This is a genomic window from Pantoea sp. GCM10028869, from assembly GCF_042666835.1.
Taxonomy (GTDB): domain Bacteria; phylum Pseudomonadota; class Gammaproteobacteria; order Enterobacterales; family Enterobacteriaceae; genus Pantoea; species Pantoea leporis.
Genome location: NZ_JBHTGO010000002.1, coordinates 420,299 through 434,408 on the forward strand (window position 1 = coordinate 420,299; position 14,110 = coordinate 434,408).

The window sequence follows — 14,110 nt, forward strand, 5'->3', positions numbered from 1 at the left end:
GGGAGACTTTGACGTATGGCGCGCTGACTCAGCACGCCCGTACCAATTCATTAATGCACCGGCTCATCGCCACGCAGATAGATTACCCAGTAGGTCAAACCGACTAATAATCCGCCGCCAATAATGTTGCCGATGGTTACGGGAATCAGGTTGTTAACAATAAAGTCACTAACGCTTAGTGATGGGAACTGTGCTGCGCTTGCACCAGCCATTTGCCAGAATTCCGGGCTGGAAAAATCACGGATAACGATGGCCATCGGGATAAGGAACATGTTGGCAATACTATGTTCAAAACCGCAGGCAACAAACATCGCCACCGGTAGGATCATCGCAAACATTTTGTCCATCAGACTGCGGCCGGAATAACTCATCCACACCGCCAGGCAAACCATCAGGTTGGCGAGCGTGCCGAGACTCACTGCTTCAATAAAGGTGTGATGCATTTTATGGTCAGCGGTTTGCAGGACATTCAAACCCCAGGCACCATTCGCCACCATGTGTTCACCGGCTAACCAGATCAGCGCGACAAAGAACAGCGCACCAAACAGGTTACCGATATAGACCGTCAACCAGTGTCGACCGAGTTGCAGCCAGGTGATACGGCCGCTGGCTTTTGCCACCACGATCAAAACAGTTGAGGTGAACAGGTCAGCACCGCACACCACGACTAACATTAAACCGAGCGAGAAACAGATACCGCCGATCAGTTTTGCTATGCCGTAGGGCATTGCTCCACTTCCGGTGGTCGCAGTGATATAGAAGACAAATGCGATTGAGATAAATACGCCAGCAGTGATGGCAAGGAAGAAGGTGGTTAAAGGACGTTTAGTAGCTTTATATATGCCGGCTTCTTCTGCAACTTTCGCCATTGCCGCCGGTAATAATGAATTAAAAGGGTTGTCAGCTTTCACACTAACGCTCTCCAAAAATTGCCTGTAAAGATATTAACAAAGGAGTATAGGTCAGAAATTGATGTGGATCATATTTGACCGGGAGGTCGCTGATAAGCGAAGCGTAAATGCGTCTGAGTGCTGCTTAAATTATTGAATTTATTGTAATAAATAATTTTTAATTTATGCAAAATAAGTTGAAGGTGGCTGCGGCAAGACTAGATTTTGTTAAATATCATTAACGATTAAAGCTGAATTGTTATTTAATAATGCACTTAAATCTCTTTGTATGAACAATATAAAAAAATGGCACTGATTTTTTTCAGTGCCATTGGCCAATACCCTAATTTCAATAAATGGAAATTTAAGCGTTAAGACTATTTTTGTGACCAATAACGACGTTTAGCTGTCTGCAGCTTTTCATAGGCAGCGAGTAATGATTGATGCGCAGGGAAAGCTTTCAGATCCAGATCGACCGCTTGCAATCCATAGAAGGGCGCTTCGCCACTGATTGCCGCTGAAGCAGCCTCAACAGCAGCCTGGCCGTACATACGAATAAAGGCGCGATGATATTGTAGCGGATCGCGTTCCTCTTCCATTGCCAGCAGCAGCAAGGTTTGCAGACAGCGGTAGTAGTTTGCGCGCTCTTCACTAAAGATGGACTGATTAAACTCCATCGTCCATTCAGTCCAGATCAGAGCCTGATCCAGGTCGCCGCCGGCCAGCGCCAGCAGGGCTTTCAGCTCGCCAATACGTAGCGTGTACCAGCCATTATCTTTGCCTGATGCCAGACCCAGCAGCTCGCGCACGCGAGTAAAGTCATCATGACCTTCCTCATCCAGTTGCACAATCAGCTCGAGATAGGCTTCGGGTTCCCATTGGCTGTCTGGCAGCGCCAGCAGGGTTTTGCGCAGTGGTGCGCCCATGCTGTTATTTGCCAGCAGCAGATCTTCTGCTGGATAAATATCAGACATGCCCGGCACGATAATGCGGCAAGCGTAAACACTCAGATGTTCATAGTCAGCGATATAGACTTCTTTATCTTCCGCACGGAAGATCGCCATTAGCGTATCAAACTCTTCATGAGTGGTACCCGCAAAGCTCCAGTCGACGAAAGGATAATCGGCATCGTCTTTAAACATATCCCATGAAATCAGACCGCTTGAATCGATGAAATGCGTTTCCAGGTTAGCGTGTTCCGCTACCTCTTCATCATCGAACGTTGGCGGTGTGAACACGTCGAGATCTTTCAGACCACGGCCCTGCAGCAGTTCAGTAACGGTTCGCTCAAGTGCGACGCCAAAGTCCGGATGTGCGCCAAACGAAGCGAAGCAGGTACCATTTGCTGGATTGAACAGCACAACGCAGATAACCGGGTATTTGCCGCCGAGTGACGCATCGTATGAGAAGATTGGGAAACCTTCTGCTTCCAGACGTTCAATTGCTTCAATTACGCCAGGATAACGCTGCATCACCTCTGCTGGAATTTCTGGCAGGCTGATGGATTCGGCGATGATGCGATTCTTAATATGACGCTCAAACACTTCAGAAAGACCCTGTACACGCGCTTCGTTCGCAGTGTTACCGGCAGACATACCATTCGAAACGTACAGATTACCGATGATGTTCATCGGGATATACACTGTTTGCTGGTCAGATTGACGGGTAAATGGCAGGCCACAAATTCCACGCTCGTCATTGCCGGATTGCAGATCAATCAGCTCAGAAGCACCCAGGCTCTCATCAGGATCATAGAACTTGCGCAGGCGCGCATCCAAAATGCCTTCTGGCAGGCTGTCGTCCTCGGTGAGCGGGAACCATTTTTCATTTGGATAGTGAACAAAATCGCCATTAGCGATGGATTCACCCAACCAGAAATCGGCGAAGAAGTAGTTAGTAGAGAGGCGTTCAAAATATTCGCCCAACGCTGAAGCCAGAGCGGCTTTTTTGCTAGCACCTTTGCCATTTGTAAAGCACAGCGGGCAGTCGCGATCGCGAATGTGTACTGACCAGACGTGTGGCACCGGATTCAGCCAGGAAGCTTCTTCAATATTGAAACCAAGGTCTTGCAGTTTCTGCTGAAAGCGAGCAATGGAATCTTCCAGTGCGGCGTCTTTTCCGGGGATAAACGTTTGCGTCATGGTGGCGCTCTCTTAAGTCAATGGGGTGGGCATAAAGCGGGCAATAATACGGGTTTTATGCGTGCTTCGCTATTCAGTCAGCCAAATTTATCTCAACCTGGTTAAGGTTGTTACGCCATTCCGCTTGCCGATTTTTCTTTCTGGAACAACCTCACAAAATTCCATGGCTGAATGCATTTATGACATAAGCTGCGGTGAAGCTGGCTCTGGAAATGTGATCGCTGCCGGATTAATGATTGCAGCTATCTGGAGGCAATGATAAAACCGGTTGGGTATTCATAACCGTTCGATATGACAGTGGTGAGGGGAAATGACTCAGGTTTATAATTTTAGCTCTGGCCCGGCTATGCTGCCGGTAGAAGTGCTCCGTCGCGCAGAACAAGAACTGACAAACTGGCACGGATTAGGCACCTCGGTGATGGAGATCAGTCACCGCAGTAAAGAGTTTATTGCTGTTGCAGAAGCGGCAGAACAAGATTTTCGCGATCTGCTGAAGATCCCAGCCAACTACAAAGTTTTATTCTGCCATGGCGGTGCGCGTGCGCAGTTCGCGGCCATTCCCGGCAACTTGCTGGGTGATGCAAAAACCGCGGATTATATTGACGGCGGTTACTGGGCTCACAGCGCAATTAAAGAAGCCGAGAAATTCTGCTCGCCAAATACCATTGATATTAAAACCACGCGTGATGGTAAGCGTGCTTTATTACCAATGCGTGAATGGCAGTTAAATGATGATGCGGCTTATGTCCATTTCTGCCCGAACGAAACGATTGATGGCATTGCTATCGATGAAGAGCCGGATTTTGGCGATAAAGTCGTAGTTGCCGATCTCTCTTCTACTATTCTGTCTCGTCCAATCGATGTAAGTCGCTATGGCGTGATCTACGCTGGCGCGCAAAAAAATATCGGCCCGGCGGGCTTAACCTTAGTGGTTGTGCGCGAAGATCTGCTAGGCAAAGCACAACGTTATGTGCCTTCTATCCTTGATTACAAGGTGTTGGCCGAAAATGAATCGATGTTTAACACTCCGCCGACTTTCGCATGGTATCTCTCTGGCCTGGTATTCAAATGGCTGAAAGAGAAGGGCGGCGTGGCCGAGATGGACAAGCTGAATCAGGCAAAAGCCGACTTACTCTACGGTGTGATTGATAACAGCGCATTTTATCGTAACGATGTCGCAAGCGAAAACCGTTCACGTATGAACGTGCCATTCCAGTTAGCCGATTCCTCTTTGGACAAAGTGTTCCTGGAAGAGTCTCTCAAGGCTGGGCTGCACGCGTTGAAAGGCCATCGCGTGGTTGGCGGTATGCGTGCATCGATCTACAATGCGATGCCGCTGGAAGGGGTTAAAACGCTCACTGAGTTCATGGTCGACTTCGAACGTCGCCACGGCTAATTGCTTTTTCATGCCAGCTTGTCTGGTATCAGACCCCGTCACTCGATGGGGTCTCGTATTTTCTGGAGATTTGGTTTCACATGCAGGACTCCCTGACTCTACAACCGATTGCTCGCGTTGACGGCACGGTAAACTTACCGGGTTCAAAAAGCGTCTCGAACCGCGCACTCTTGCTGGCCGCGCTGGCAAAGGGCACCACCCGCCTGACTAACTTGCTTGATAGCGATGACGTTAAGCACATGCTGAATGCCCTCAAAGCGCTGGGTGTCAGCTATACGCTCTCAGACGATCGCACCGTATGCGAAGTAGTAGGTAACGCGGGCCCTTTACATGCTGAAAAACCGCTTGAGCTGTTTCTCGGTAACGCAGGTACAGCGATGCGACCTTTGGCTGCCGCGCTCTGTTTGGGCGAGCAGTCAATCGTTCTGACTGGCGAGCCACGCATGAAAGAGCGTCCGATTGGTCATCTGGTTGATGCACTGCGTCAGGGCGGAGCAAAGATTGACTATCTCGAACAGACCGATTACCCGCCAGTGCGTCTTAATGGTGGTTTTGTTGGTGGGGAAGTCAGCGTCGATGGCAGTGTATCCAGCCAGTTCCTCACGGCATTGCTAATGACCGCGCCACTGGCGCAGCAAGACACCATCATCACCATAAAAGGCGATCTGGTTTCTAAGCCTTACATTGATATCACCTTGCACCTGATGCGCTGCTTTGGTGTGGATGTTGATAATCAGGACTATCAGCGTTTTGTGGTTAAAGGGCAGCAACAGTACCAGTCTCCGGGCGATTATCTGGTGGAAGGTGATGCGTCTTCTGCATCATACTTCCTCGCTGCCGCTGCCATTAAAGGGGGTACCGTACGTGTAACCGGTATTGGCCGCAACAGCGTGCAGGGCGACATCCGTTTTGCTGATGTGCTGGAAAAGATGGGCGCAGTGATTGAGTGGGGAGATGACTATATCTCTTGCACACGCGGATCGCTGACGGCAATCGATATGGATATGAACCATATTCCCGATGCGGCAATGACAATTGCAACTACTGCACTCTTCGCTCAAGGCACCACGTTGATGCGCAACATCTATAACTGGCGCGTAAAAGAGACCGACCGCCTTGCTGCGATGGCGACTGAGTTACGCAAAGTGGGGGCGGAAGTAGAAGAAGGGCAAGACTTTATTCGTGTCACACCGCCGGCTCAGTTGCAACATGCGGACATCGGTACTTACAACGATCACCGTATGGCAATGTGCTTCGCACTGGTGGCTCTGTCCGATACGCCGGTAACCATCCTTGATCCAGGCTGCACTGCGAAAACCTTCCCGAGCTATTTCCAGCAGTTGGCGAAAATCAGTCATACTTCCTGATCGTTTAACCCGGTGCACTGCGCCGGGTTTCTTTGCTCTCTTCTGGCCTTATCAGGCGGAAATTGTTCTGAATCTGTCTATATTTCTAGCGCTGTCTACGCTAAAGGGTAACTAACCCGACGCAGGCAGCGTATAATGCCGCGCAATCCAGGCGGCCTGGAAGGGCTGACAATAAGCACGCAGCAACAGGAGAGAACAATGACGGCAATCGCCCCGGTTATTACCATCGATGGGCCAAGTGGCGCGGGTAAAGGGACTTTATGTAAAGCGATGGCGGAGTCGTTGCAGTGGCACTTACTGGATTCTGGCGCTATTTATCGCGTTTTAGCATTGGCCGCACTTCACCATCAGGTGGATATTGAGTCCGAGGAAGCATTAGTACCGATGGCTGCGCATCTTGATGTGCGTTTTCTATCGGTTGACGGTGAAATGCAGGTGGTTCTTGAAGGTGAAGATGTCACCGGTGAAATCCGCACGCAAGAAGTCAGCAACACCGCATCGCGCGTTGCCGCTTTCCCGCGGGTGCGTGAGGCATTGCTTCGACGCCAACGTGCATTCCGCGAAGAGCCCGGTTTAATCGCTGATGGACGCGATATGGGAACCGTGGTTTTCCCTGATGCGCCAGTGAAAATATTCCTCGACGCCAGCTCGGAAGAGCGTGCGCATCGCCGTATGCTACAGTTGCAGGAGAAAGGCTTTAATGTTAACTTTGATCGCCTTTTATCCGAGATAAGGGAACGCGACGACCGCGATCGTAATCGTGCCATCGCCCCTTTAGTGCCTGCCACAGATGCTCTGGTACTGGATTCAACCAGTATGTCGATTGAGCAAGTGATTGAAAAGGCGCTTGATTATGCTAAGCGTAAGTTGGGCATTTAATCTTTCGGCAACCGAATTGCTGTAACCCTGTACCAAGGACCCGGTGCAGGGCATGTGAAACAACCCCATCCGACAATGAAGTCAGGTGGACGTTAAATTGAAGAATCCTAAGATTATCAATATGACTGAATCTTTTGCTCAACTCTTTGAAGAGTCCCTGAAAGAAATCGAAACCCGTCCGGGTTCCATCGTTCGTGGCGTTGTTGTCTCTATCGACAAAGACGTAGTTCTGGTTGATGCGGGTCTGAAATCTGAATCTGCAATTCCTGCAGAGCAGTTCAAGAACGCAGCCGGCGAACTGGAAATCCAGGTAGGCGACGAAGTTGACGTTGCGCTGGACGCAGTAGAAGACGGCTTCGGTGAAACCCTGCTGTCCCGTGAGAAAGCTAAACGTCACGAAGCTTGGATCACGCTGGAAAAAGCTTACGAAGACGCTGAAACTGTTACCGGTGTTATCAACGGCAAAGTTAAAGGTGGCTTCACAGTTGAGCTGAACGGTATTCGTGCGTTCCTGCCAGGTTCACTGGTAGACGTTCGTCCGGTTCGCGATACTCTGCACCTGGAAGGCAAAGAGCTTGAATTCAAAGTAATCAAGCTTGATCAGAAACGTAACAACGTCGTGGTTTCACGCCGTGCAGTTATCGAATCTGAGAACAGCGCTGAGCGCGATCAGCTGCTGGAAAACCTGCAGGAAGGCATGGAAGTTAAAGGTATCGTTAAGAACCTCACTGACTACGGTGCATTCGTGGATCTGGGCGGCGTTGATGGCCTGCTGCACATTACCGATATGGCTTGGAAACGCGTTAAGCATCCGAGCGAAATCGTCAACGTGGGCGACGAAATCACTGTTAAAGTGCTGAAATTCGACCGCGAGCGTACCCGTGTATCTCTGGGCCTGAAACAGCTGGGCGAAGATCCTTGGGTTGCTATCGCTAAGCGCTATCCAGAAGGCACTCGCCTGACTGGTCGTGTAACCAACCTGACTGATTACGGCTGCTTCGTAGAAATCGAAGAAGGCGTTGAAGGTCTGGTACACGTTTCAGAAATGGACTGGACCAACAAAAACATCCATCCGTCTAAAGTTGTAAACGTAGGCGATGTGGTTGAAGTAATGGTTCTGGACATCGATGAAGAGCGTCGTCGTATCTCCCTGGGTCTGAAGCAGTGCAAATCTAACCCATGGCAGCTGTTCGCTGAGACCCACAACAAAGGCGATCGCGTTGAAGGTAAAATCAAGTCAATCACTGACTTCGGTATCTTCATCGGCCTGGACGGTGGCATCGACGGTCTGGTTCACCTGTCTGACATCTCCTGGAACGCGACTGGCGAAGAAGCCGTTCGTGAGTACAAAAAAGGCGACGAAATCGCTGCCGTTGTACTGCAGGTTGATGCAGAGCGCGAGCGCATCTCTCTGGGCGTGAAGCAGTTGGCTGAAGATCCATTCAACAACTACATCACCCTGAACAAGAAAGGCGCTATCGTGACTGGTAAAGTCACTGCAGTTGACGCGAAAGGTGCTACAGTAGAATTAGCTGACGGCGTAGAGGGTTACCTGCGCGCTTCTGAAGCTTCTCTGGACCGCATCGAAGACGCAACTCTGGTTCTGAGTGTTGGCGACGACGTTGAAGCTAAATTCACCGGCGTTGACCGTAAGAACCGCGTTGTGAGCCTGTCTGTTCGTGCTAAAGACCAGGCTGATGAGAAAGAAGCTATCAACACTGTTAACACCAAACAGGATGAAGGCAGCAACTTCTCTAGCGCGATGGCTGAAGCGTTCAAAGCGGCTAAAGGCGAGTAATCGACCTAAGGCACCGGACGATGAAAATCGTCCGGTTTCGGTAAAAGCTGTCATACCTTTCCAAATAAGGATTAACCGGAGGTTACATGACCAAGTCAGAACTAATTGAGAGACTTGCTGGCCAGCATACTCATATTCCGGCGAAAGTCGTTGAGGATGCGGTCAAAGAGATGCTTGAGCACATGGCCACTACGTTGGCCCAGGGCGAGCGCATTGAAATCCGGGGATTCGGCAGCTTTTCTTTGCATTACCGTGCACCGCGTACGGGTCGTAACCCGAAAACGGGCGACAAAGTGGATCTGGAAGGTAAATACGTTCCCCACTTTAAGCCGGGCAAAGAATTGCGTGACCGTGCGAACATCTATGGCTAAGCCGTTACCGAACGATAAAAACGACACTCTAGGGTGTCGTTTTTTTTTGCTTAGAGTATGCGGAATTGAGATCTGCTTTCCAAAATGAAGTCTCATCAATGTAATCTCTGCAAAAGTCTCGGAATCCATCGCGACACACTCTCTTTTCAATGAAGTAAATCCCTGCTTTTCTCGGCACACTCTTCCGCCAATGAGGGAGAGTAATGATGCATATGAACTGGATTGTTCTGGCCAGATTGATGATTGCCTCGGCATTGCCGTTGGGCATATTGCCGCACATACCCGCAGCCAACGGAATAGTCATCATGGTTGTATTCGCTGTGGCGCTTGGGTTGATGCCAATCACGTTGCTACGGCTTGCAGGGATTGCTCTCTTAATGGTGGCCTGGACATTGACTGAAGCCCGCCAGATGGTCAATGCCATTGGGGATCTGACTGCCGCCACAATTGAAGCCACTGTACGGGTGACTGAAGTTCGTGAACAGAAGCAGCAATTAACCGTGCAAATCTTGCGTGTCGGTCAGCGTTATCAGTTTCCACCTCTCTTTGTCACGCTCAATAATGCTTCGATGGAGCAACCGTACTGTGCCGGTCAGAGCTGGCAGATGAAACTGCGACTGCGTGCCGTCCACGGCAGATTAAATGAAGGCGAGTTCGATCTGCAGCGCTTTGCCTTGTCTAATCACACGCCGCTGCAAGGGCGCATCATCAGTCAGCAGGTGGAATCGCTAACTTGCAACTGGCGGACGCGTTTAATTAATCATCATCTACCCGCATTCGATACGCTCAAACAACCGGCAATTATGCAGGCTTTAGCGTTTGGTATACGTACCAACATGACTGAAGAGCAGCGACAGTTGCTGCGGGAAACAGGTACTGCCCACTTGATGGCAATCTCGGGAATGCATATTGCATTAGCTGCCAGCGTTGGATGGCTGTTGGCGCGTGCTATCCAGGTAATTTTGCCGGGTCATTTGATTGGTCATTTATTTCCGCTGCTGGTTAGTGTTATGACCGCAGCGACTTACACGTGGGTTTCTGGCAGTCATGCACCGGCCCAGCGCGCGATGATCGCGCTCATATTATGGATAGGGATGCGCAGCGCCGGTTGGCAGCTCAGTGGCTGGCAAGTCTGGACGTTATGTATCGGCGCTTTGCTGGTACTGGATCCATTAACTGTGCTGTCAGAAAGCTTTTGGTTGTCGGCACTGGCGGTCGCGATGCTGATTACCTGGTATCAATGGTTTCCATTAACACATCGCTTTCGCGCAAAGCGTCGATGGCTGTTATTGCAATTGCTACATCTGCAGTTAGGAATGATGATCCTCATGGCTCCACTACAAATCTTCCTGTTTCAGGGAATAAGCCTGAGTGCGTTATTAGCAAATCTGATCGCGGTGCCGGTTGTGTCTTTTGTCACGGTGCCACTAATATTGCTGGCAATGCTATTGCCAGTGCCGCTGATTTCAACGGGATTATGGTCTCTGGCGGATCTTTCCATAAGCCAGGTCATGCTCCTGCTGCAGTGGTTACCCGCTGGCTGGTGGGCATGGAGCGATACGTTACCTGCTGTCGTGCTGCTGTGGGTAGGATTAGTTCTCTGGCGCAGCAAGCTGATTTATCGCAGTGTGATGCCGTGTTTTAGCCTGATACTCGTAATCATCCTCTGGCGCAGCACTGCACAGCGTGATGACTGGCAAATCGACATGATTGATGTGGGGCATGGCCTGGCGATTGCCATTACACAGGGCAATGAAGTGGTGTTATATGACGTTGGACCGGGTTGGAAACAGGATGATGCCGGATCGCGCGTCATTCTGCCATGGTTGCAGTATCACGGTAGAAGCCTCCATTCTTTGATACTAAGCCACAAGCATCTTGATCACCGTGGTGGGCTACACTCATTGCTCAAAGTTAATCCAGCGGTAGCAATTCGTAGTGCCCTGGCGGAAGACGGACACCTGCCATGCTTCCGTGGTCAGCGGTGGCAGTGGGGCAAATTGCAATTTACCGCTTTGTGGCCGCCGGAGAATCAGACCCAGGGACAAAATAACGATTCCTGTGTGGTGCGAGTCGATGACGGGCTCTTTAGCGTGTTACTCACCGGGGATATTGAGTTAGAAGCCGAGAGAAAAATTGTCGCGCTGGAAAAAGAGGCTCTGAACGCGACAATTTTGCAGGTTCCGCACCATGGTAGTCGGACTTCATCAGGCGCATTACTGTTACGTAATGTTGCTGGGAAAGCAGCATTTGCTTCGGTGGCGCGGTATAACGCCTGGCGTATGCCTGCGCCAGCCGTGGTGCAACGCTATCGTCAGCAAGGCTATATGTGGTACGACACGGCACAATCGGGTCAGATTCATGTGGGTATCAGACAAGGTCATTGGCAAATTAAGGGCTTAAGAGAGCAAATAATGCCTCGATGGTACCATCAGTGGTTTGGCGTCAAACGCGATTCCAGGTAGAATGAGCGGCTATTTCAAACAGCGTGAATAAATAATGCATCAAGATAAAGATCTCTCAACGTGGCAGACATTCCGTCGACTCTGGCCGATGATTGCGCCCCACAAGGCTGGCCTGTATGTGTCAGCGGTGGCGCTGATACTCAATGCGGCAGGCGATACCCTGATGCTCTCTCTGTTGAAACCTTTACTGGATGATGGCTTCGGTAAAGCAGACAGATCCGTAATGCTGTGGATGCCGCTAGTGGTAATTGGCCTGATGCTGGTACGTGGCGTGACCAGTTATATCTCCAGTTACTGCATCTCATGGGTGTCCGGCAACGTGGTCATGAATATGCGTCGCCGCCTGTTCGGCCATATGATGGGCATGCCGGTAACCTTCTTTGATCAGCAATCAACGGGGACGCTGCTGTCACGCATCACCTACGATTCTGAACAGGTGGCCTCTTCCTCTTCCAGTGCACTGGTTACGGTGGTGCGTGAAGGGGCCTCAATCATTGGCCTGTTCATCATGATGTTCTATTACAGCTGGCAGCTGTCTTTGATTCTCATTGTGCTGGCACCGATCGTCTCCTTTGCTATTCGTACTGTTTCCAAACGTTTCCGCAGCATCAGTAAGAACATGCAGAACACCATGGGACAGGTCACCACCAGCGCCGAACAGATGCTAAAAGGGCATAAAGAAGTGCTGATCTTTGGTGGCCAGGAAGTGGAAGCCAAGCGTTTTTCTCAGGTCAGTAACAGGATGCGCCAACAAGGCATGAAACTGGTGTCAGCATCTTCAATCTCTGATCCGGTAATCCAGTTGATTGCCTCGCTGGCACTGGCATTTGTACTTTATGCCGCCAGTTTCCCAAGCGTGATGGAAACGCTGACAGCCGGTACCATCACCGTGGTCTTCTCATCAATGATCGCCCTGATGCGTCCGCTCAAGTCACTGACCAACGTGAATGCACAGTTCCAGCGCGGTATGGCGGCTTGTCAGACGCTGTTCTCGATTCTTGACAGTGAGCAGGAAGTGGATAACGGCAAGCGTGAAATGGATCGTGCTAAGGGTGATGTGGAATTCCGCAACGTGACCTTTACCTATCCAGGCCGTGAAATTCCTGCGCTGCGTGATATCAACCTGTCGCTGCCTGCCGGTAAAACCGTTGCACTGGTCGGCCGTTCTGGCTCTGGTAAATCCACTATGGCCAGCTTGCTGACGCGCTTCTACGACATTGATAGCGGTGAAATTCTGCTGGATGGCCACGATCTGCGCGAATACACCCTGCGTTCACTGCGTAATCAAGTGGCATTGGTTTCCCAGAACGTTCATCTCTTCAACGACACCGTCGCCAACAACATTTCTTATGCCCGTAATGGTCAATACACGCGCGAGCAAATCGAGCAGGCTGCGACCATGGCGCATGCAATGGACTTCATCCAGAAGATGGATAATGGCCTTGATACCGTTATTGGTGAGAATGGCGTGCTGCTTTCCGGTGGTCAGCGTCAGCGTATTGCGATTGCGCGTGCGTTACTGCGCGACTGCCCGATTTTGATTCTCGATGAAGCCACATCAGCGCTCGATACCGAATCTGAGCGGGCGATTCAGGCCGCACTTGATGAGCTGCAGAAAAATCGCACCTCACTGGTGATTGCGCACCGTCTGTCGACCATTGAGAAAGCCGATGAGATCGTCGTAGTTGAAGATGGTCGCATTGTCGAACGCGGTACTCACAGCGTGCTGCTTGAACAGAAGGGCGCCTATGCGCAGCTTCACAAACTGCAGTTCGGTCAATGATTGAACGCATCTGGAGCGGGCGTTCGCCGTTATGGCTGCTGCTATGGCCGCTGAGTCTGCTTTATGGGGCGATCACCCTATTGATTCGCCTCAGCTTCCAGCGCGGTTGGCGAAAAAGTTGGCGCGCGCCTTGCCCTGTGATTGTGGTGGGGAACCTCACCGCAGGTGGGAATGGTAAAACGCCTGTAGTGATTTGGTTGGTGCAGGCGCTGCAACAACGTGGAGTACGTGCTGGCGTGGTGTCGCGGGGTTACGGCGGAAAAGCTGAACGTTATCCGCTGCTGGTTACCGCTGAAACGCCCACGGCGCAGGCCGGCGATGAACCTGTGCTGATCGCTCAACGCACGCAAGTGCCGGTCGCCGTTGCGCCACGGCGGCGTCAGGCGGTAGAAGGCTTGCTCGCTGCGCACGATCTGGATGTGATTATCACCGATGATGGCCTGCAGCATTACGCGCTGCAGCGCGATCGCGAAATCGTGGTGGTGGATGGGATGCGTCGTTTTGGCAATGGCTGGTGGTTACCGGCTGGGCCGATGCGTGAACGCGCCTCACGACTTAGCACCGTAAATGCGGTGATCGTTAACGGCGGCGATGCGCAGGCGGGCGAAATTGCGATGTCATTGCAGCCCGGTCTGGCGGTCAACCTGATCAACGGTGCAAGCGTGGCGTTAGCGCAATTGCCGGAAATTGTCGCGATGGCCGGCATAGGTCATCCGCCGCGCTTCTTCAACACGCTTAAGCAGCAAGGCATCAAGCCAGTGGCTGAAATTGCCTTCGCCGATCACCATGCTTACAGCGAAGACGAATTGCGGCGTCTGACTCAGGCAGATCAGTGCTTGCTGATGACGGAAAAAGATGCGGTAAAATGCCGTAGTTTTGCTCGCCCAAACTGGTGGTATTTGCCGGTTGATGCGCATCTGCAAGGCGCGGCGGTGACAACCTTGTTAGACGATATCACCCATCTCTGCACTACCGCGCGAGACGCCCGTTCGCGCTAACCACCAAAAAGGGAATGGAGTT

The 14,110-nt window shown here is 51.2% G+C and carries 10 protein-coding genes; 8 read left to right on the top strand and 2 right to left on the bottom strand.

What is annotated here, in order from left to right:
• Nucleotides 1–50: 50 nt before the first annotated feature.
• On the bottom strand, nucleotides 51–911 hold the full coding sequence (focA, locus tag ACFQW4_RS06170; protein WP_101760961.1) for a formate transporter FocA: 861 nt from the start codon (nucleotides 909–911) through the stop codon (nucleotides 51–53).
• 356 nt (nucleotides 912–1,267) lie between these two features.
• Nucleotides 1,268–3,031, bottom strand: coding sequence for a 30S ribosomal protein S12 methylthiotransferase accessory factor YcaO (ycaO, locus tag ACFQW4_RS06175; RefSeq protein WP_192413868.1), 1,764 nt, complete (start codon nucleotides 3,029–3,031; stop codon nucleotides 1,268–1,270).
• Between the two features lie 310 nt (nucleotides 3,032–3,341).
• Between ycaO and serC the strand changes: the two genes are divergently transcribed.
• From serC to lpxK, 8 genes are all read left to right on the top strand, one after another.
• A complete protein-coding gene (gene serC, locus ACFQW4_RS06180) occupies nucleotides 3,342–4,427 on the top strand; it encodes a 3-phosphoserine/phosphohydroxythreonine transaminase (protein ID WP_101760959.1) in 1,086 nt (361 codons plus the stop codon).
• Nucleotides 4,428–4,507: 80 nt separating this feature from the next.
• Nucleotides 4,508–5,794 (top strand): 3-phosphoshikimate 1-carboxyvinyltransferase, encoded by a 1,287-nt coding sequence (gene aroA, locus ACFQW4_RS06185; RefSeq protein WP_222181737.1) that lies wholly within the window; start codon nucleotides 4,508–4,510, stop codon nucleotides 5,792–5,794.
• A 198-nt stretch (nucleotides 5,795–5,992) separates the two neighbouring features.
• Nucleotides 5,993–6,673: a (d)CMP kinase gene (gene cmk, locus ACFQW4_RS06190; RefSeq protein WP_192234411.1), complete on the top strand. Its 681-nt coding sequence runs from the start codon at nucleotides 5,993–5,995 to the stop codon at nucleotides 6,671–6,673.
• A 121-nt stretch (nucleotides 6,674–6,794) separates the two neighbouring features.
• Nucleotides 6,795–8,471 (top strand): 30S ribosomal protein S1, encoded by a 1,677-nt coding sequence (gene rpsA, locus ACFQW4_RS06195; RefSeq protein WP_052025984.1) that lies wholly within the window; start codon nucleotides 6,795–6,797, stop codon nucleotides 8,469–8,471.
• 86 nt (nucleotides 8,472–8,557) lie between these two features.
• Entirely contained in the window at nucleotides 8,558–8,842 is a 285-nt protein-coding gene (gene ihfB, locus ACFQW4_RS06200; protein ID WP_003849360.1) for an integration host factor subunit beta, read from the top strand.
• Nucleotides 8,843–9,048: 206 nt separating this feature from the next.
• A complete protein-coding gene (locus ACFQW4_RS06205) occupies nucleotides 9,049–11,307 on the top strand; it encodes a DNA internalization-related competence protein ComEC/Rec2 (protein ID WP_377724697.1) in 2,259 nt (752 codons plus the stop codon).
• Between the two features lie 34 nt (nucleotides 11,308–11,341).
• Complete coding sequence (msbA, locus tag ACFQW4_RS06210) at nucleotides 11,342–13,090, top strand: lipid A ABC transporter ATP-binding protein/permease MsbA (protein WP_101760956.1); 1,749 nt, start codon at nucleotides 11,342–11,344, stop codon at nucleotides 13,088–13,090.
• On the top strand, nucleotides 13,087–14,088 hold the full coding sequence (gene lpxK / locus ACFQW4_RS06215) for a tetraacyldisaccharide 4'-kinase (protein WP_377724383.1): 1,002 nt from the start codon (nucleotides 13,087–13,089) through the stop codon (nucleotides 14,086–14,088). Before msbA ends, lpxK begins: the two co-directional genes overlap by 4 nt.
• Nucleotides 14,089–14,110 lie beyond the last annotated feature (22 nt).